General features: G+C 49.6%; 11 protein-coding genes. 1 reads left to right on the plus strand and 10 read right to left on the minus strand.

Annotation, left to right across the window (positions count from 1 at the left end; translation table 11 throughout):
• The first annotated feature begins 113 nt into the window (after positions 1-113).
• Entirely contained in the window at positions 114-2,084 is a 1,971-nt protein-coding gene (locus tag Pr1d_RS14600; RefSeq protein WP_168205240.1) for an aceric acid hydrolase, read from the plus strand.
• 23 nt (positions 2,085-2,107) lie between these two features.
• Here Pr1d_RS14600 and Pr1d_RS14605 read toward each other — a convergent pair whose 3' ends face one another.
• The 10 genes from Pr1d_RS14605 to Pr1d_RS14650 all read right to left on the minus strand — a co-directional run bounded on the left by Pr1d_RS14605 (position 2,108) and on the right by Pr1d_RS14650 (position 19,456).
• Positions 2,108-5,194 (minus strand): DUF6298 domain-containing protein, encoded by a 3,087-nt coding sequence (locus Pr1d_RS14605; protein WP_148074215.1) that lies wholly within the window; start codon positions 5,192-5,194, stop codon positions 2,108-2,110.
• Between the two features lie 127 nt (positions 5,195-5,321).
• Complete coding sequence (locus Pr1d_RS14610) at positions 5,322-6,455, minus strand: bile acid:sodium symporter family protein (protein ID WP_210417715.1); 1,134 nt, start codon at positions 6,453-6,455, stop codon at positions 5,322-5,324.
• Between the two features lie 192 nt (positions 6,456-6,647).
• On the minus strand, positions 6,648-7,307 hold the full coding sequence (locus Pr1d_RS14615; protein ID WP_148074217.1) for an aspartate/glutamate racemase family protein: 660 nt from the start codon (positions 7,305-7,307) through the stop codon (positions 6,648-6,650).
• Between the two features lie 37 nt (positions 7,308-7,344).
• The gene (locus Pr1d_RS14620; RefSeq protein ID WP_148074218.1) at positions 7,345-8,733 is read right to left on the minus strand and encodes a four-carbon acid sugar kinase family protein; all 1,389 of its coding nucleotides are present in this window, start codon (positions 8,731-8,733) and stop codon (positions 7,345-7,347) included.
• Positions 8,730-10,025 carry a ribulose-bisphosphate carboxylase large subunit family protein gene (locus Pr1d_RS14625; RefSeq protein WP_148074219.1) on the minus strand — a complete coding sequence of 432 codons (1,296 nt, stop codon included), beginning with the start codon at positions 10,023-10,025 and terminating at the stop codon, positions 8,730-8,732. Before Pr1d_RS14625 ends, Pr1d_RS14620 begins: the two co-directional genes overlap by 4 nt.
• Before the next feature lie 24 nt (positions 10,026-10,049).
• Positions 10,050-11,765 (minus strand): polysaccharide lyase, encoded by a 1,716-nt coding sequence (locus tag Pr1d_RS14630; protein ID WP_148074220.1) that lies wholly within the window; start codon positions 11,763-11,765, stop codon positions 10,050-10,052.
• Positions 11,766-11,848: 83 nt separating this feature from the next.
• Entirely contained in the window at positions 11,849-12,532 is a 684-nt protein-coding gene (locus Pr1d_RS14635) for a DUF3826 domain-containing protein (protein WP_148074221.1), read from the minus strand.
• Between the two features lie 219 nt (positions 12,533-12,751).
• A complete protein-coding gene (locus Pr1d_RS14640; protein ID WP_238476506.1) occupies positions 12,752-13,519 on the minus strand; it encodes a class II aldolase/adducin family protein in 768 nt (255 codons plus the stop codon).
• Between the two features lie 88 nt (positions 13,520-13,607).
• On the minus strand, positions 13,608-16,910 hold the full coding sequence (locus Pr1d_RS14645; protein ID WP_168205241.1) for a glycoside hydrolase family 2 TIM barrel-domain containing protein: 3,303 nt from the start codon (positions 16,908-16,910) through the stop codon (positions 13,608-13,610).
• A gap of 68 nt (positions 16,911-16,978) precedes the next feature.
• A complete protein-coding gene (locus Pr1d_RS14650; protein WP_168205242.1) occupies positions 16,979-19,456 on the minus strand; it encodes a glycoside hydrolase family 95 protein in 2,478 nt (825 codons plus the stop codon).

The following is a 19,456-nucleotide window of genomic DNA, read 5'->3' on the forward strand; positions in this document are numbered from 1 at the left end:
TTTTCTGCAAATAAAGTCTTTTTAACTCACGGTGATATCCCACAATGCTTAGACCTTCATTTGTTCTTTTGGGGTTCGTCAGGTTGACTCTCGTCGGCATGATATCTCTCGAAATGAACTTACTCACTGCGGCGGACATTGTTGACACGTCAAACAGCAAATTCACCGTCACAAGTCCGGTCGGTCTCGACGAAGTTCATTGGACCGAAGGGTTTTGGGCAGACCGAATGAATGTATGCCGAGAAAAGTCTATCCCGGCGATGTGGGAACTGATGAAAGGGCATGAGTACAAACCATTTCTAGAGCATTTCCTCATTGCGGCTGGCCTGGCTGATGGAGATCATCACGGAGCAAAATGGAATGATGGCGACTTCTACAAATGGCTTGAAGCTGCCATAGCAACGGTAGCGGTGACGGATGATTCGCAATTGAGGGATGCAATCAATCAATCCATCGAGGCGATTGGACTGGCGCAACGTCCTGACGGTTATATTCACACTCCGGTACTCATTGCTCAACGCAACGGTGACACAAACGCGAAGCCGTTCCAAGATCGACATGCTTTTGAAATGTATAACATGGGTCACCTGATGACGACGGGATGCATCCACTATCGAGTAACCGGTGAGACTACCCTTCTCGATATCTCCAAGAAAGCAGCGGACTATCTGATTGAGACTTTTCGCAATCCCACCCCCGAACAGGCCCGCAATTCTATCTGTCCATCTCATTACATGGGTGCTGTGGAGCTTTATCGCACGACTGGCGAGGCTCGCTATTTGGATTTGGCAAAGAACTTTCTGGCAATGCGAAATCTTGTAACTGACGGGGGTGACGATAATCAAGATCGTATTCCGTTTGTCGAACAGCGAGAAGCAGTGGGACATGCTGTAAGGGCCAATTACCTCTACGCTGGTGCGGCTGACCTGTACGCGGAGACAGGTGAATCAGATCTCCTGGAACCTCTAGAGGCGGCCTGGAACAACATGGTCTCCAAGAAAATGTATATAACGGGAGCTTGCGGGGCTCTTTACGATGGCGCCTCTCCGGATGGTTCAGCTGATCAGCAGCATATTACACGCGTACATCAGTCGTACGGACGAAACTATCAGTTGCCCAATACCACCTCGCACAACGAGACATGTGCGAATATCGCCAATCTTATGTGGTCGTGGCGAATGTTTCAGCTAACCGGTGATGCCAAATACGTCGATGTCCTGGAGCTGGCTCTATACAACAGCATCCTGAGTGGTGTGAGTCTGAGCGGCACAGAGTATTTCTACGTCAATCCGATGCGAGTCGTTGATCCTTTGCCGACAAGTTTGAGATATCCTCGGACACGCCAGCCCTTTTTTGTTTCCTTTTGTTGCCCCCCCAACCTATTGCGCACCATTGCTGAGATCAGCGGATACGCCTACAGCAAGAGTGAAAATACTTTTTGGCTCAATCTGTATGGTGCCAACACGGTTTCCATGGAGTTCCTTGGAGAACCGTTAACAATTTCACAGCAGACTGCCTATCCTTGGAACGGAATTGTCCAATTGCAAATTGAAGCTTGTCCCAAGCAGGAATTCGCGATTAATCTGCGGATACCAGAGTGGGCGGACGGGGCTACTGTCGCTGTCAATGACGAACAGCTAGAAACATTGAGCATAGTAAAAGGCTTTTGCCAAATCCGCCGCAGATGGAAAATAGGTGACCGCGTCGAACTCAACCTACCCATGCAGGCAAAGTTAATGAGAGCAAATCCGCTAGTTGAAGAAACCACGAATCAGGTAGCCGTTCAGCGAGGTCCGATCGTATATTGTTTGGAATCAGTCGATTTACCAAGCGGCGTAAACATTGAGGATGTGATTATCCCTCAAGACATCCAGCTTCAAGAACGCTATGATGCAGATTTCCTTCAGGGTATCACATTGATCGAAGGAACGGCACTAGTCTCAAGTACCCCCGAATGGGGTGAAAAGCTATATCGTGAAGCGGGTAAACGTACTACCAAAGAGTTCGAACTTCGTTTAATTCCGTACTATGCTTGGGCAAATCGCGGGCAATCAGAAATGTCGGTTTGGCTACCTGTGCGGTAGAGCAGCGCGGTCGATGGGTTTCTCTATGGTTTAACCTCTGAAATCCAGATTGCTTTAGATTTCGGTGACAGCTCTAAATGTTTCTCGGATCGAATCTCGGTATCTTCAACTATTTCTCCGGTTTCAGTATCGATCCATCGCAATCGTAGAGTTTTAGCATTGGTTGCAAAGTCTATCGCAAGCTCATCTGATGAAGTTTCTGTGTAGACCAGAAGATCGCCATCTTGGGACGCCATGGACCACTGGCCGTTGCCCTTCACTACATTGTCAACCGGAAGCATTCGTGGTGCTTCGCGGGCTAATTCCGGTGGCAGGCTCACATTCGGCAATGAACCTCCTCCCATTACGACTGCCCATCCCGCGTTAGGACTTCGGCAAACGAGATCAGCATTGTACAGAACTACTTTCTCCGGATAGATGCTGCGGTATTCGCTTACTGCCTTTACGATCGAGTCGAAAGAGGAGGCCTGTGGTCTCATTTGCCGCATATGTTGACGTGGTGCTAGATACTTCCCCCCTTCAGGCGCGTACAGTTTGAAATCCTTATCGTATGTCCAGTAGCGGATATCGATGATGTCAACATGAGGTCCTCGCTCTGGATCTGCCAGAATCACATCTTGTACATCTTTCGTGCAGCTAAGTCCGAGAAGTATTTTGTTACCAGTCTCTTGTTCCCACTCGACGATTGTGTCGATCCAAAACTGAACGAACTCCAAGGGTCCAGTGAATTCGGCACTTGTCATCTGAATGACATTGGAGCGATCTTTAAACGCATCTAAACATTGGCGAATGTACCGTCGGTGTAGCTCGCGGAGATTGGGATTGGCAACATCATAGAAGTGTTGAGCCATGAAAAGACGTTTGTCGCCAATATAAGGAGGTGGCTCAGGGAGGCCCGTCTCATTGATATTGTTCGCCGGCCTCCAGGGACAATCGGCCCAGTGCGCACCCGCTTCCAGGATGTTATGCTGAAAGTAGTTTTGATGAACGAGTACCAGTCCATTTTCTTCACATTGCTGTGCAAAGGCTTTGAGGCGGTGCCAATACCAGGGATTCTCCTTGGTCAGATCGTATTTACTCAATCCATCCCAAGCTAATCCCTGCCCGCTTCTTGCGAATGGCTGTTCGTAAAATGGTGGAGCAACCGCTCCGTCGGCCCGTCTCACCATTAAATGGTCATCGCGCCGGCGGTCGTACCATAAACCGTAGTGATGTTCATAAACTGCTGTGCTCTTAGCAACCATATCCTCTACCACGTCTTGAATATCTTCCGTGAGGCCGACACCTTCTCTGCCAGGGACAAACCGAGAGATATTATGACCAAAACTTTCAGCTTCTTCAGGGTGAAGTTTGCCTCTCCACCAGGTGGGCGTGAGGCGTTTCCCGGTTATCAGTTGGCCGTTTGCAACGAGCCAACCATTCTCAACGGATACTTCCTTTTCAGACGCTACTTTTTGCAAGGCTTCTTGATTCGGAAGATTCTCAAGATCAACCGCATCATTGAGTTCGCCGGCCTCAAATTTAACTGCCAGCTCTTCTGTCGCCCGCGCGATGTTGTCCTCAATCAAATCCACAAGTTGTTTGGCTGGGAGCTCCGATTGCTCAAGAAAATGCGCTGCCTCTTGATAGCTTGGGTTGGTGGCAGCAATTGGCTTACCCAATATCAGATCGAGGCGAGCCGCCGCACTTTCATCCAAACGCTGTCTTAACTGTGCCTGATACAAGCTCTGCGGCTTTACGAAATCACTCGAACTCTCGAAAACTCCATCTCCGGCAGGAGTCGCCCACGCACCTATTGTCCAATTGTTCGCATCAGGTGGACGAAAGCAGCGGACGTTTGCTGCTCGACACTGCCAAAGGAGGCAATTCGCGGCGGCCCAACCCGTACCAGGCGGATCGTTCCAGCGATTCTGTAGTTGCAGATCGCTTCCATCGATTCGAACATTATCATAGAGAACTCCCGAGGCCCAACTCTCGATGGGACCGCTTTCTCCGAGAGCACGATCGGCATGACACTGAACAAATGCATTCGGGCCAGGAGCACAATGCCCCACTGAGAAATCGTGTCGTCCCGATTCTGACCAACACCGATTGAACAAGGTCAATTGGCCCAGAGTGAAAAAAGTATGCCGCCGATAGCCACCAATTTCTGAGATGGGAGCAAGGGAAATGCAGTCTTCCACAGTGATCGATTTCGTATTGCGGCCTAGCGAGACGGCTCCCCCGGCAAAGTGTTCAAAAGTTGTCCGTCGTACCCATGCATTTTGCACGTTGTCCATCGTGATGCCAAACCACGAATGGTCTTCATCCTTAGGATTGTCCTCGGAATAACTCGACTGAAGGCAAACGTCTTCGATGCCTACGTGCTGGAGTCGCCCAGGCCAGTCGTAGATATGTACGGTGCCCCCACCAAAGTGTTTTTCCAGCGCCGTAGTTATGGGAGCGTCAACAGTTATAGAATCCTCATCAACTTGGGTTATCTTTCGATCCCAATAAATATCTCTCGAACCAGGCTTCCAACCTATCCCCTCCGCTCTTCCTCCAACTTCCTGAATCCACTCTGCTGTGCTGGGACGAGTAATCAACACAGAATCCCCGACCGCAAATGAATCAGCGGATCCGACGTTGAATATATATGCGCCCACATTGACATAGTCGTCTCTGATTTCCTGAATACCGGGCTCATCTTGGATCGTACGGTCATCTACTCCCATAACCTTGATCAGTGCCCGTCGATCCTGTCCAGTAGCTAGAACGGTAGTCCCACCTTTGTTGGCGCCGGATCCTTGGAGTACAACTCCGGAAGTCCTGATTAGGATCTGTCCGGCGACTTGGAACTCCCCCGGTGCAAGCCCCACGGCACCGCGATAGCCATCACTGTCTTTTGGCAAGTCAGCTACATAATCTATTGCTGTCTGGATTCGTTCTCCATCATCGCCATCTGCCGGTTTCACAACGACCCGAACGGTAACTTGCGGAATATCACTGGAAGCCATGTCGTAGCCACAGTAAGAAAAATCGGGTATCGCATTTCCTTGCTCATCCTGCGCGTAGTTCAACTTGCCGTTGTCATCTGGCCTCACTGATGGCTGAGCAGAAGTAAATGCCAAAGAAACCACTAAACACAATACGCAAGTCAGACAGAGTTTTCCAAAAGTCCTGAAAACCAACATCATAAGAGCTTGCAGATATCGTTGCACTGGAATGTCCTCTGAAGTAATAAATTGGGTTATGAAATCAATCGGAATTTGATGCTTTCGACTCGTTGTGACGGCGGATCTGGTTGGCTAGGAGCGATCCTGAGATATTCATCCATGGACTGAACACTGCCGCTGCCAAGCCGACTGTACCCAACTTTCCCATCAAGCCTGCCAATCCAGAAGCCATCCCGCCGTTTTGCATTCCGACTTCAAAACCTACGGTAATTGCCGACTTCTTGTCGAGTCCTGCGAGGCGACTCATCAAATAGCCAAGTGTATAGCCGGAAAAATTATGAATAACAGCCGCGAGGAAAAGAGCCATACCAGCTACCAGTAAATTGTCTCTTCCGGCTGCTGTAGTGACCGCGGTAAAGAAAACGATTCCGAACATAGAAATAACATGCATGTTGCGATCAATCCAAGGTAACCGACTCGCGATAAAGTGATAAGCTAATGCAAAGGTCACTGCTCCGCTGAAAATAACGAGTGCTTCTAAAGCAGCAGGCGACAGAGGAAGAACATAAGCGTCCTTTATGAGCCAGCTATTTATTACCAATAGGATACAAACCACCCCGCAGATCATTCCAGTAGCGACTACTATCTTTCTCATCGGGAGAGTCGCGTGTTTCAAGTAGTCTTGCAGCAGGGCAGCGCCAATTGGCACGAGCACAATTTTGACGATCTGCCCCAGCATTGCCAAGGAATCAATTTCTACGAACTCTCCGGCAAGTCGTTGCATCCAAAAGGTTGTCGCTAGGGGGGCAAGCAATGTGGCTACTGCCGTGAGCGTGATCGAGAGTGCTAAGTTTGCGCCAGCAAGATAACACATCACGTTTGATGCTAGACCACTGGAACATGAGCCAATAAGCACTACCCCTGCTGCTATTTCTGGAGGAAACGCAAAAAACTTGGCCAAGGCGTAGCCCATCAACGGCATAATAAGAAATTGCAGTCCCACGCCTATAAAGACCGGGTATGGCATTTTCGCCACACCTGCGAAGTCCCTGAAGCCCATTTTTGTTCCCATGCCAAACATTACCAGTTGGACGATAACCAAAATCACCCATTTATTTTGCAAGTCGATTTCTGGTATCTGAAACAGCTTAAGATCAAAGGGGCCCAAGTGAAGGAAGTGGGTTGGATAGATTAATGCTGAGACTACGGCTGCCAAGATCCACAGTGTGAATCGATAGCCGGAATAGTTTGGAAACGCACCGAGGCCGAGAGCAGTTGCTACAGAAGCAACCACTGCCGCCGGTTGCCAAAGTTGGGCAGAGGAGAAAAATACTCCCAGCAAACATAAGATAAGAGCCAAGCCTGCAACTACTAAGCAGAGTTTATACGCAATTGACATACTAGGCGTTTATAACACACTTGCGAGATAGTCTACAGCCAAAGAAGGACTCGACAGAATAGGAATACTGACAGCGCCAGCCTCCAACTGGCTTGCCACTCTGGCCATGGAAGCTTGGGCCAGGACAATGACGTCGACCTTCGGAGCAAGCCTCTCAATAGCATCCTTCACGGCGAGATCATGCTTCTCAAGGTCTCCGATGAGAAATGCGTCGAAAGCACCGCTGCACAACTCTGTTTCAATACTGATCTCCTTCCCAACCTTCTCTGCTTGGCGTCGGATGAGATCAGCAGTTGGCGTCAAGGTAGTAACTAAGGTTGCTACCACGCCAATCTTGGCACCTAGTTTGACTGCCTCTTCCGCCAAGGGTTGATCGACACGCAAAATTGGCTTGTGGAGCCGAGACTGGGCAGCATCCACCGCAGGGCCTATCGAAGAACAAGTCACCATAATGTAGTCGGCGATCGTGTCTTCAGCGGCGGTGAGATGATGTAGTACTCGCTCCAAAGTATCGGCAGTCAATTCTCCATCCGCAATCACATCTCGAATCAAAGTCGAATCCGCTATATGAACTAAATCCACATCAAGTTTCTTCTCTTTACACAACTGTTCAAAAACAGGTTCCAGAGATGATGAAGTGTGAACCAAAGCTAATGTTTTACGATTCATGTTTTTATCTAATCTCGATCGTTGGGATCGATACAACCTATTGGATTGTTCCTGTGAGCAGCGACCCGAAGTATTCCTCTCGTCCGACTTGACCTCCTTTAAAACTAATCTCGACTCCGTCGGCAGGAGACCTTGGAGCCCGAGCGGAGCATAATGGAGCTCCTATTGCCAAAGGGTAGAGCATCTCAATACTCTCGACACCGATTTCCTGAGCGATATAGCTGGAGGTATCGCCACCTGCCACACAAAGTCTTCGTACTGATGTTTCCGCTAAAGACTGTCTTACCAAGTGCCCCATCGCAGTTCCAAGAACTTGCGAACTGTGTGCTGCTATTGGCTGACCATTAGGGCTCCATTTGGAGAACACCTCTACTGTAGCTGCTATGCGCGGGTCAGAAGACCCCTTGCTCGTATGTGCGACGACACTTTTCCCTGATTTTAACAATCCGATTACTTCGCGAGTTGACCGCTGGATAGATTCTTCCGTACCTTCCTTGGCAGCTACCGCCGGTGTATCAATTGCTACTTCTGCGAACCCGTTCTTGGCTGCCCAAGCAATCTGGGAATCTGTAATGGGGGAACAGCTGCCAGATACAACCAAGACATTGTTTGTCTTTTCCGGAATATCCCAATGCGTTACTGGGGAAATTGTGCCATCCGATGTCCACTTCGAGCACAGAGCCGTTTCAATCGCAGAAGAACCCACGGAAAAAAGTGGCTGTCCGGGGCAACTTCCCTCGTCGATTAAGCTACCAATGTGCTTTATATGTTGGTTATTTAGAACGTCAAAGAGCACGACCTCAGCGCCTGCAGCAATGAGATGATCCAGCTCTTTTTTTTGCTGTTCATCAGGCAATGCGAGCTTCAGCACACTGAACAAATCAGTCTTCGATTGTGTCTGTGCTGCTAGATGAACACGAAGATCACTTTCTGTCATGGGAGTCTTGGGATGGCAACTCATCGAGGGGTGTCGATCAAGTCGGTATACTTCCCCCGAATGCCCAACTCCAGCTGCTGCAAACAGATTACCAAACAAACAATAGCGTCCCAACGACGGCGAACCTACTACGAGTGGAACATAGGCCGAGCCGACAACTCGTCGGCCAACATCAATTGCGCAGCCTATGCTTCCAGTCTCAGGAGTAGAATCGAACGTTGAGCACACTTTGTAGTGAATATGACGTGGACGGTGCTCTAGAAATGCGGTGAATGCATGGACTAACTCGCTCTCCATGGCCTTAGGCGCAAGAGAACGAGTTGTTCCAGCCACTCCTATGGCTTGCAATCCGTTGTGTCGAGATAGCATCTCTGGAGTGGGAGGCTGAGTGAACAAAGCCGATCGGACTCCTGCTCGAGCTAGACATTCCAATGCATCGGTGGAGCCGGTGAAATCGTCTCCATAATAGGCGAGCAACAATTCATTCATTGGACCAGGGCTCCCTGAGATGTTGGAGTCTGATCTAAACCAGTGCAAAGATGTTTCGAGAATTTTTCTGTAGATCGCAACAAAGCTGGAGATTCTACAATCGCTTCTTCCAGGGAAAGGCCGGCAACAGCAGCCTCCCAAGCTTGCTGGAGTGCTTTCACTCCTTCGGAAGGACCATCGGGATGCGCCAATATTCCTCCTCCGGCGAGATACAATAGGTCGATAGATTGTGTCTGGCGATAAGTCTCTGGTGCCTGCCCCCCCCATTGGCCGGAAGATACAACTGGCAGAATCTCCCATCCACCAAACATCGGTTCTTGACATGCCTTGATGGATCGGATTACCGAATCATCTGATTCGCAGAATTTGTTCTGAAGACCGTTGACATGGATCTGATCGACTCCGACCAATCGCCATAGTTTTTGGTAGGCTTTGAAATCAATACCCAACAAGGGGTGTCGATTGAGCATCCCCCAGCCATTGCGGTGTCCATGGATAGCGAGCTTTCCTCGATCACAAATCTTCTTGACTCCCGCGATACCGACGCTATTAAGGCTGACCATCGCACAGGTACCACCATGACTAATCACAGTATCATAGTGATCTAGCATGCGATCCATCTCGTCGCTGAGATTGAATGCAAACATGATCTTCTTGCCACTGCGATCTGCGTGATCATTGATTACACGCATAACCTCTGCAACACGTTCGTTAAAAGGTGAGTGAGGAGCATCAGCCATTAGCTCATCGTCTTTGATGAAATCGACCCCCGCCTCTGCAAGTGTCCTCACTAGTTCGGCAGTTTCCTGGGGAGACATCCCCACACTTGGCTTGATGATTGTCCCTAAGAGCGGACGATCTTGGATGCCAGTCAACCGTCGAGAACCTTCAATTCCAAAATTGGGACCGTTAAAATGCGATGAGAAAGTCGGAGGGAACTCCAAGTCTACTAATTTCAGGCCAGAAAACTGTCGCATTTCATAGAGGTTGCCCTGCACTGTCGAGACAATCGTTGGCAGGTTGTACCCAACGTTTTCAAGTGACCAGGAGACGACTACCTCGGCACGACGATAGCTGTTAGCATTGGCCGAGCAGCCAGGTAGACTTGGTGAACTGCATTCTTCGATCTCCCTAATACTTTCAACGCGAGCGGCAAAGCGTTCTTTTAGGGCTGCAGTTTCACCCGGCACGGAAACAAAGGTACCGGAAGATTGCTCGCCTGCCAACGACTCTGCCGCAGCCGCGATATCTAGCGGCGTCTCGATCAGATAGGTTGCGGAGAATCGTTCCATGTTGTTTCAATACCCTGGCCGAAACTACTGCCAGAATAAATCCCGATAGGTTTTCGGAGTGGACCAGGGGTCGTATAGCGTGCCGGGATCTAATCCATAGAGAAAGTCTTCGATATGTGTATACCCGTCGAGATTGAGATCGCCAGTGGCATCGGATGGATCAACTGGGTCAAGATTATGACTCAGCTCCCACTGATCGGGCATACCGTCGCCATCGGTATCTTGATAAGGTTCGCCCTCGTAATTGGGATACCCACCAACTTGTTCGATATCAGTAATTATTCCCTTGCCTTCCCGATAGCCGACTTCCCCCGTTCGAACCATTTCAACCACGCGCTGATCAACTTCGTCGCGTTTTGGAAGTGTAGCTCCAGCGTTGTCCAGGACAAATGCATATGCCTCCTCGGCAGTCTGGATTGTCAAGTAAGAATGGGGGTAGGGCTGATCTGCTCTTACCTGGGCAAGAATTTCAGACCGTGTTTCCTCTACAAGAGACCTGCGTTGCTTCGGTGAAAGATCAGCCATTCCCGACCTAAGCTGCTTTTGAGTTAATTGTTCAGAACTAGCCAACAGCTCTTCTTCCTCAAATTGGACCCCGCCATTCCAGTTGTCCCTGGTGACCTGTTCATTTCCATCGACTACATTGCCGGCCACATATGCCTTACCAAAGTCGAGATTGAAGCTCGGACTCCTGCGCTTCTCCGGCTTGAGGATTCGGTAACTGATCGGACGTGATTGGTCAGTAATAGGGCCAGGCTTGAAATAGTTGTTTACGATTGTGTAAAAACTGCGATGGTCACCGCCGTCAATCGTTCGATGCCGCCAATTAAAAAGGACGTTATTGGCAAAGGTAAAATCGTAAATCATTCCAACACTGGGGTTGCGCCCTGTGTTGCAGGCCCAAAGATTGTGGTGGAACGTGCTGTTGTAGCCTCCTAAAGTACTGCCAAAGGAATGGTTGTAGGTATCCAAAGCTTCACTAAAGATGGAGTTCTGAATCGTAATATTTACTGTCGGAAGCTTCTGTTCCCGACTACCATCAGGCGGCTCATACATGTGGCGGTACATTGACAAGTTTTCGTCCAAACCCCAACTTGCCGAAACGTGGTCAATAATAATGTTCCCTACTGGATTACCTCCTAAGGAATCGTTGCGATCGCCAACCCACGTCGCCCCTCGCCGAAACCGCAGGTGACGAATAATGACATCATGCGTCTCGATCTCAACAGTGTCGCCGGCGATGCATACTCCATCTCCCGGTGCGTGGCTGCCATCGATGGTAAGGTAAGGAGCGCGTACTAAAATTCGTTCTTTCAACTTGATGATTCCTGCCACGTTGAAGACGACGAACCGAGGCCCTCCAGCTTCCAAAGCATCCCGGAAACTTCCCGGACCCCTATCGTTGAGATTTGTCACGACATACACTTTCCCCCCACGACCGCCGAAGCTATACATGCCTCCCCCCTGAGCACCTGGAAATGAAGGAATCGATGCCTGAGGTAAGTCGCTCGGCGTTTTGGCCCAAGGAATATAGGGCTTATCCTTGGCTTCCCACTGGCGTATTGTGGGCAGTGCTTTTCGCCAAGCGGCGTCTGAGTGCTCCTGGATAGCGTCCATACGCTTCTTTGACTCCGCAGCAACTTCAGGACTAATATCGGGGTATTGGCCAAGGCATACATCTGCCAGCAAAGTCAGAAGCGTAAACGTGGCTCCATAGAGGATATTCAAAATACGAGTCATGGTTCCTTGTCCGATTCACCCTCTGGAAGCCAGCAAAGTGAATTCTTAGTCATAGTCTTAATCTGGGCAAAGGATGCCCCAAGCTACATCTTATAACCAGCAGCTGATAAGTAGTTGTTGATTTTGCCTTTGTATTTACGAAACCAACCATGTTTTTCGTCCGAAGTGCCAGCATCCATAGCATACTCACGGGCTTCTATTAAAAATGCCAAGACCGTACGTTTTTCATCTTCGCTAAGATTAGGAAGCTTTTGCAGGTAGCGAGCGTACGTCGCAGGTACGACCCCGTATGTCATACCGTCTTTTACGCCATTCACTTGGTCAGAATTTAACTCCACAGCTAACTGGGCAACAAAGCTTCGATGCAAGTTAAACTGTTTGATCAGTGAGTCCTGTCGCACTCGTTCGATCAAGACTCCAACTCTTTGCTCATTCTCTCCAGCCGTGTCTTTCAGGCTCGCAATCTCAGCATCGCGCGAATCATGAATTTCTCGCAAAGCCCGGTATTGTTCTGCTATCAATTGCTCGGTGCGTTGGACACAGTCCTCGTCAGTGAGTTCGAGTTTATCAACAATGGCGCGGGATCTTGCAGCGATCGCCTGAGAGTACGCCTCCTCCTGACTGCTTTTGTCGTCAACGGCAGTTTGTGAGCGTGTTGCAGTAAAAAGCTGCAACCAAATCGCGAAACTAAGTGACAGTATGATGTGACGCTTGGAAAACATAATGAATAAGAAAGTGTTATTGAGAAATCCCGGTTCTTTTAGCATATTCAGGGGTTGCAATATATTAAAGGAGACCGCCTTGCAATGCTGTTCCGCAAAACCGCAGCAGAAGGTACTTCAGCGAAATCGCGTCAATTATTGACGGGAAATCGACGATGTGGCGGAGTGACCACACGAGCTAGTTGTAGGCCGGACATTACCTAGAAACAGTACCCACGAAGAAATTGCAATGGAGCAGCTGGGCAGATACTGCCAGAGCGTGAATCAATTCGATTCGATCATACGTTGGCGATAATGCTCGTCAGAACGAGAGGCGATGCGATCTACTTGTTCTTGAGGCAAAACGATTGGACCTCCTGCTGCGATTGCACCGACAAACACACGTGCCGACTTTTCTGTCATTCTGAGTGTGGCTTCCACCTGCTTGGCTGTTGTTCCCAGTGCAATGAGTCCGTGGTTTTCTAAGAGAATGGTTTTTGGAAAGGTCTTCTTTCGCTTGATAAAATCATCGACGAGATCTGCAATTCGAGTAGCGAGAACTAGCCCTGGATCGACGTAGGGCACCAGTACAGATTCTGCTCCACAGTAAACGATTTGATCAGGAAATAGCCGATGCTCAGCAAACTCTTTTGCTCGCGGTGAACAGAGGACTTGATTAACACATACAGGATGCGTGTGTCCAACGAATAACACGTGAGGCAATTGCAAAAGCCATGCATGGAATAAGGTTTCCACTGAAGGCTTCAATGCTGTGGAGTCAACACGGCTTGTCAGCAACAAATCCTCGATCTCATCGTCCTCTACATTGCTTCCTTTGAGAGCCTTGAGAATCGGTTTAGAATGAACAGCAACAAGTTGATTCTCCGTTAGCGAACCAAGCTCGGTACCACTGGCCTTAATTAAGAACTGATCAGCGTTGAGCTGCCCAGAGACATTACCCTCGCCCAGAATCGCCATTTGTTCGGTCGTACCGATGCGATGAGACAACTCAAGGAGTTTTTCGATCGTTTCGTTAACACTATTCATTGTCATTCAATGTAGTTCTTCTTAAACGTATGGATACTAGTCGTAGTTCGCTTTTTCGGATGTTTCGGTAGGTATTCTTCGCTATCTAGTGTTCTCACTTAGCACTGTCGTATTCCCTACTGGCATTGGTGGAAATATCTTCTCCGGCGTCAACCCGTCGTATTGAAACATGGAGTTTATAGGTTTGGACCGGAACTGCAAACCGCTTCAGCACACCAGGGCCGCAGCTACTGTTGCCGAGTCCACATTGGCGGGCATCCAGTGAGAGGATTACCTCAGAGCGAGGTTGAAGTTGATAAGCATGGCTTGCTGAGGCCAGATCATTCACAGTGAAATGTAAAGCTGAAGCGGCGAAGGGTTCATCTGCTACGACCACTATTCCACTGCCAGCGTCATCAGTTAAGGCGAGCCAACGAATCCCTTCCTTGTTCCCGGTCTCTTGAGGTCTCGGATAGGGCACGTACTGATGTGAAACAGTACTAGACCAGAGTCCTAAGGGACAAGAATCCTTGCGGTCGACGTAGTTTTCGTGAGGACCATGTCCGAACCAGTGTAGCTTTTCTAGTTCACTGGAAAGTTGCAGCACAACACCAACACGTGGCAGGGGGGGGAGTGAGCCCTCCGGTGTAAATGTATTCTCGAGTTCAAGCGTTCCATCTCGCTGTACAAGCCACTGTGACACGTGTTGGTAGCTTCCGTCGTGGAACTTGTAGTTGGAGCGAGTTGTCACCATTACATTGCCGGTATCCGATTCAGAAATGTCGCAGAATTCGACACTACAGACCGGAGCGGCAAGCCCCGCGAGCTCCCAGTTTTTTGCGAGCCATTTGCCAAACCCGCGATCGTTGTCAGTGGGAGCACGGAAATACTGTGCAAACGAATGGGAAGTTTTACTTGCTTCGGTTGCCAGTATTTCTTTTTCACCATACCTGAGGGACGCCAGTTTTCCCTGATTGCGATCAAACTTAGCAGCAAAATCCTTACCACTAACTACGATTTCATCCGCTGATTCAATGACACTCAGTTTTGCTAGGTTTGACGTGGAAACCTGGAGAGCTGGAGCGTGCTCGACTGGAAAAGGAAATTGTTCCCAGGCAAATTCATGCCCCGGATCGGCCCATTGAGTTTTCTCACGAGAGTGAAAACTAATACGCAAGAAAAGAGATTCACCTGCCGGGAGTATCCCCACTTCGCTAAAGGGTATGGTTAGGATAGCCTCTTTTCCTGGATCAAGGTTAACAGGATCGAGACTACCCGACTGCAAGCCATTGCCTCCTGAGAACAATTTCCAGCGGAGTTCGAACTGCTGCAAGTTAGTGTGTGCAAAGCGGTTCAATAAACGCACGGTTGTTTCGTGGGGAGAAAACCGCATAGGGCTGAAAGATACTGGCTGGTAGATCTTTTTCATCTCATAATATTTTGGTGTCAAACTACGATCGGCAAAGACTATCCCGTTCAAACAGAAGGCCTTTAGATTTGGGTAGTCGCCAAAGTCGCCCCCATAGGCAATGAATTCTCCTCCACTAGGGTCTTTTCGATACAAACCCTGATCTGCCCAGTCCCATATAAATCCTCCCAGCAATTGTGGATGGGAATAAATCTCCTCCCAATACTGGGCAAGGTTGCCAACCGCGTTGCCCATGGCGTGGCAATACTCACTCATGAGTACCGGTCGACCATCTGTCGAACTCTTTGCAAGAGGCAGCAATTCTTCCCAGCGAGCGTTTTCTGCCCGCTCTTGCTGTTTGCCATTGGGTAGCGGTGGTTGAAGATAAGCTTGCTGTACGCGCGGATAGAAGCGGCTAACAATGTCTACAGTTTTTGGATCGGTCGGCGACGATTGTGCCCCCTCATAGTGGACGGGCCTCGTGGGATCAAACGCATGGAGCCAGCCGGAAATGGCAGCGAAGTTTGGGCCGTAGCCCGACTCATTGCCCATCGACCAACAGATTACACTGGGATGGTTCTTGTCCCGCTCTGCCATGCGTATGGCACGATCCAGAAAAGCCTGGCTCCATCGTGGATCGCTTGCCAAAAGACCTCGAACCCCGTGGGTTTCAATGTTTGCCTCGTCCATGACATACAACCCGTACCGGTTACACAACTCATACCAACGGGGATCGTTGGGATAGTGGGAAGTGCGAACGGCATTGATGTTCGCACGCTTCATCAGTTGGATGTCCTGCACCATACTGCTGAACGAAACGGTATGCCCTGACTCAGGTTGATGCTCATGGCGATTGACGCCTCGTAGCCGAACTGGTTGACCATTCACTAAGAGTTGGCCATCGTGAATTTCTATCTTTCTAAAACCCACGTCGCATCCAATAGCCTCCACGACCAAACCTCGCGGATCCTTCAGACTAAGAACAAGCCGATAGAGATTTGGTGACTCCGCGGTCCATTTGTCAGGATTCTGAATCTTTGCTTCAAGCCAGCCAAATTTGGCCAACCCTCGTTGCGGAGTCCGCTCATTGAGGATACCGGCGTCGAAATCTCGATTTGCGATAGCTGTTGCATTGTGTTTCATTGGGACATCGAACACCTGCTGGGAGACTCCGTCGTATAGCTGGGCATGCAATGTCCAACCTTCCAGCGTCTCACTGCCAGATATGTCAATTTCCGGTTTGATAGAGAGAGTCGCGTTCTCGTAATCAGAATCCAATTCGGTCCGCACGGCGAAATCGCTTATGCGTACGGCAGCGGTTGAGTACACAAATACGTCTCGATAGATTCCGCTCAGCCGCCACATGTCCTGATCTTCCAGATAGCTGCCATCGCACCAGCGATAAACCTGAACGGCAATCTGATTTCGACCGGCACGCAGCCACGAAGTTATTTCGAATTCAGCCGGCGTTCTGCTGCCCTGACTGTAGCCGACTTCATGCCCGTTGACCCAAACATAAAACGCACTATCAACTCCAGCGAAGTGCAGAAATACTCGACGGTCGTCCCATTCTTTCGGCAGAGTGAATTCCCTGCGATAGGACCCTACAGGACTTCGCTCATCGAAAGAAGTATATTTCGGATCTGGTTCAGAGGTGACGCGTGGAGGGTCAACCCTGAAAGGATAACCCGCACTGATGTATATCGGTGTACCGTAGCCATGTAACTCCCAGTTGGACGGTATAGGAATCGTCGGCCAATCGGAATCATCAAACTCAGAGGAATGAAAATCAACGGGCCGTTCCTCCTGCTTTGGGACCCAATGAAATTTCCAATCGCCGTTGAGGGACAAATATCGGGGGGAGTCCTGTGGGTTTCCGTCAAGCGCTTGATCACTAGTGGCGAAGGGAATGAAAGAGGCTCGCGCAGGCAAGCGATTCCGCTGCAAGACTTGCTCATTCTCCCAGTCGGGCTGGGCGGTATGTGCAAAGCCGGGCGTAGAGAGTGCCATCCACAGAAGGCAATAAGCCATCGCAACAGAGAAATGTCTTGAGCTAGGCAACTGGAAGTAAAAAGTGATCACTTGTTTGAACCTGATGGTGGGACCACTGCAGATTTAGGTGTACTCAATAATTTCAGATCCCCATCGAAATGTACCTTCTCGCCGCGTGCTGGCGTCAATGTGACTTCCTGAGATTTGTAGCGAAGTTGGAGCGGTAAGCCATGACGGCTGTGAATCTCAACATCGCCCAATTTGCCGTCTTTCCAATTCAGCGCAATCTCAAACCCTCCTCGAGTACACAACCCCCGTACCTCTCCTTCCGGCCATGCAGTGGGAAGAGCAGGCAGAAGTTCAATATTGACGTGCTTGATGTTATCAATGTCGCTTATGGAACTCTGTACTAACATTTCGGCAATCGCTGCCGTTGCTCCAAAATTACCGTCAATCTGAAATGGAGGATGTGCATCGAACAGGTTGGGGTAAGTTCCACCACTCCACTGTTGCTTCCGTTGACCATGGGTAACGGGATGTAAATGTTGTTGGAGCAATCGATGTGCCCGATCTCCGTCGTGCAAGCGCGCCCACATAGCGATCTTGTTGGCCAGTCCCCACCCGGTGCCTGAATCTCCTCGGACATTCAACGATTTGCGGGCCGCTGCAGCCAATTCCGGAGTCTGACTATTACTAATTTCGTCGCCAGGGTAGAGCCCCCACAGATGAGAGACATGTCTATGTTCTGGATCCTTTTCTGGGTACTCTTGGTCCCATTCCATGATACGCCCATCCGAGGCGATTCGCGTCGGTGCCAATCGCCCAATGACATCAGAAAGCTGAGTACGAAATACTTCGTCGCAGTCCAATTCATTGGCAGCTTCACGACATGCATAGAGAAATGAACGTAGAATCTGCATATCCATTGTAGCGCCAATACAGATGGAAGCTTCTTCACCATTGGGCAGCAAGAAGCGGTTTTCTGGAGACGTCGAAGGTGCAGTAACGAACCACTCTTGGGTGGGGTGCTCCACCAGGGTATCCAAATAGAATTGAGCAGCTTCCTTCATGATAGGGTAGACACTCAGAAGGAATTCCCGGTCTTGAGTGAAGAGATAGTGCTCCCACAAGTGCTGGCAAAGCCAAGCTGAGCAGGTATTTGTAGATCCCCAACTGACCCGCTCGGCAGGAGAAGTGAATCCCCAGGGATTCGCCAAGACATGCGACACCCAACCTCTCGCGTTGTAATAGATTTGTGCAGTCTGTGACCCCGGCTCCACAAGGGATTCTATGAGACGAAAGAGTGGCTCATGAAGTTCAGCGAGATTGCAGACTTCGGCGGGCCAATAGTTCATCTGGACATTAATATTGGCATGCCAGTCACCATTCCACGGGGTCTGGATTTCAGATGCCCAAATTCCCTGGAGATTTGCGGGCCTTCCCCCAGGCCGAGAAGACGAAATCAAAAGATACCGGCCAAAATTGAAATAGAGCGCTGCCAGACTATTGTCTTGTGTGTCTCTCCAATTGGCATGCAATCTTTCTTCCGTCGGCAACTTAGAACGAGAATCTATGCGGGTAGGAGCGAGCCGGAGACCGACGCGATTGTAATAGTTCTGATAGTCGCTTATGTGATCTTTCAACAAATCAGCAAACGGCTTGGCTGCTGCGCGATCAAGTACAACCTCTGTGGCTTTATATATATCTTCATCCACTTGACTCACGAGAGCTTCTAAATCCGTGGCAGCACTTACCAACAACACGACCGAATTCGCACTTCGAACTTTTAGTGTGCCATCCTGAGTGGTGACCATACCACCATCGTGCAACACTCTCACGCGGCTGCAAAAGCCGACACCTGTCTCTCCCTCTTTTCCATCGTCGAGCTGTCCTTCAATTTGCAGTTCATCTTTGCCAACATTTTTTGTATTGCTTCGCTCGGAACGAGACAGCGAAACATCGAAAGAAAGAGAATTCTTCTTGTTGGCAGTAAATCGGTATAGGAATACTTGGTCAGGGAAGCTAACGAAGGCCTCTCGCAGGTAATCAACCCCATTCCGAGAATATTCTATTCGAACAACTGCATCATGCAGGTCGAGCTCGCGTCGATAGTTCTGCACCGAGGGAGCGGTTTCATTCTGCAGGAATTTGATCTGAAGCTTACACAGTGTCTGATAACTGCCATAAGGCAATTCGGCGGCACTGCCATGACCTGACCCCTGGCCAGTACAAGTAAACTCTTCGTTCATAAGCTTTTCAGCTGCGACGTTTTTACCCAAGAAAAGCAAGCGGCGAATTTCCGGAAGAAACTCCGCAGCACCAAGTCGGTCGGCTTCTTGAGTCGAGCCCGACCACATCCCGCTCTCGTTGAGTACAACCGTTTCGTCGATCGTGCCTCCATAGATCATGGCACCCAACCGACCGTTACCGAGAGGGGACGATTCTGTAAAATGAGTCGCTGGTCTGTCGAACCATACTAGCTCGCTTTCCGACTCACGAGCTACTGAGTTCGCAACACTAATTGCGAGTAGAAATAAGACAATCTCCCACAAATGGATTTTCAT

It is taken from the genome of Bythopirellula goksoeyrii (genome assembly GCF_008065115.1).
Taxonomy (GTDB): domain Bacteria; phylum Planctomycetota; class Planctomycetia; order Pirellulales; family Lacipirellulaceae; genus Bythopirellula; species Bythopirellula goksoeyrii.

Bases quoted from the DNA above. Each gene is read 5' to 3' on its own strand.
- Pr1d_RS14600 (WP_168205240.1), top strand. From the start codon at position 114: ATGAACTTACTCACTGCGGCGGACATTGTTGACACGTCAAACAGCAAA.
- Pr1d_RS14615 (WP_148074217.1), bottom strand. From the start codon at position 7,307: ATGAATCGTAAAACATTAGCTTTGGTTCACACTTCATCATCTCTGGAA.
- Pr1d_RS14620 (WP_148074218.1), bottom strand. From the start codon at position 8,733: ATGAATGAATTGTTGCTCGCCTATTATGGAGACGATTTCACCGGCTCC.
- Pr1d_RS14625 (WP_148074219.1), bottom strand. From the start codon at position 10,025: ATGGAACGATTCTCCGCAACCTATCTGATCGAGACGCCGCTAGATATC.
- Pr1d_RS14645 (WP_168205241.1), bottom strand. From the start codon at position 16,910: ATGGCACTCTCTACGCCCGGCTTTGCACATACCGCCCAGCCCGACTGG.
- Pr1d_RS14630 (WP_148074220.1), bottom strand. From the start codon at position 11,765: ATGACTCGTATTTTGAATATCCTCTATGGAGCCACGTTTACGCTTCTG.
- Pr1d_RS14640 (WP_238476506.1), bottom strand. From the start codon at position 13,519: ATGACAATGAATAGTGTTAACGAAACGATCGAAAAACTCCTTGAGTTG.
- Pr1d_RS14635 (WP_148074221.1), bottom strand. From the start codon at position 12,532: ATGCTAAAAGAACCGGGATTTCTCAATAACACTTTCTTATTCATTATG.
- Pr1d_RS14650 (WP_168205242.1), bottom strand. From the start codon at position 19,456: ATGAAAATCCATTTGTGGGAGATTGTCTTATTTCTACTCGCAATTAGT.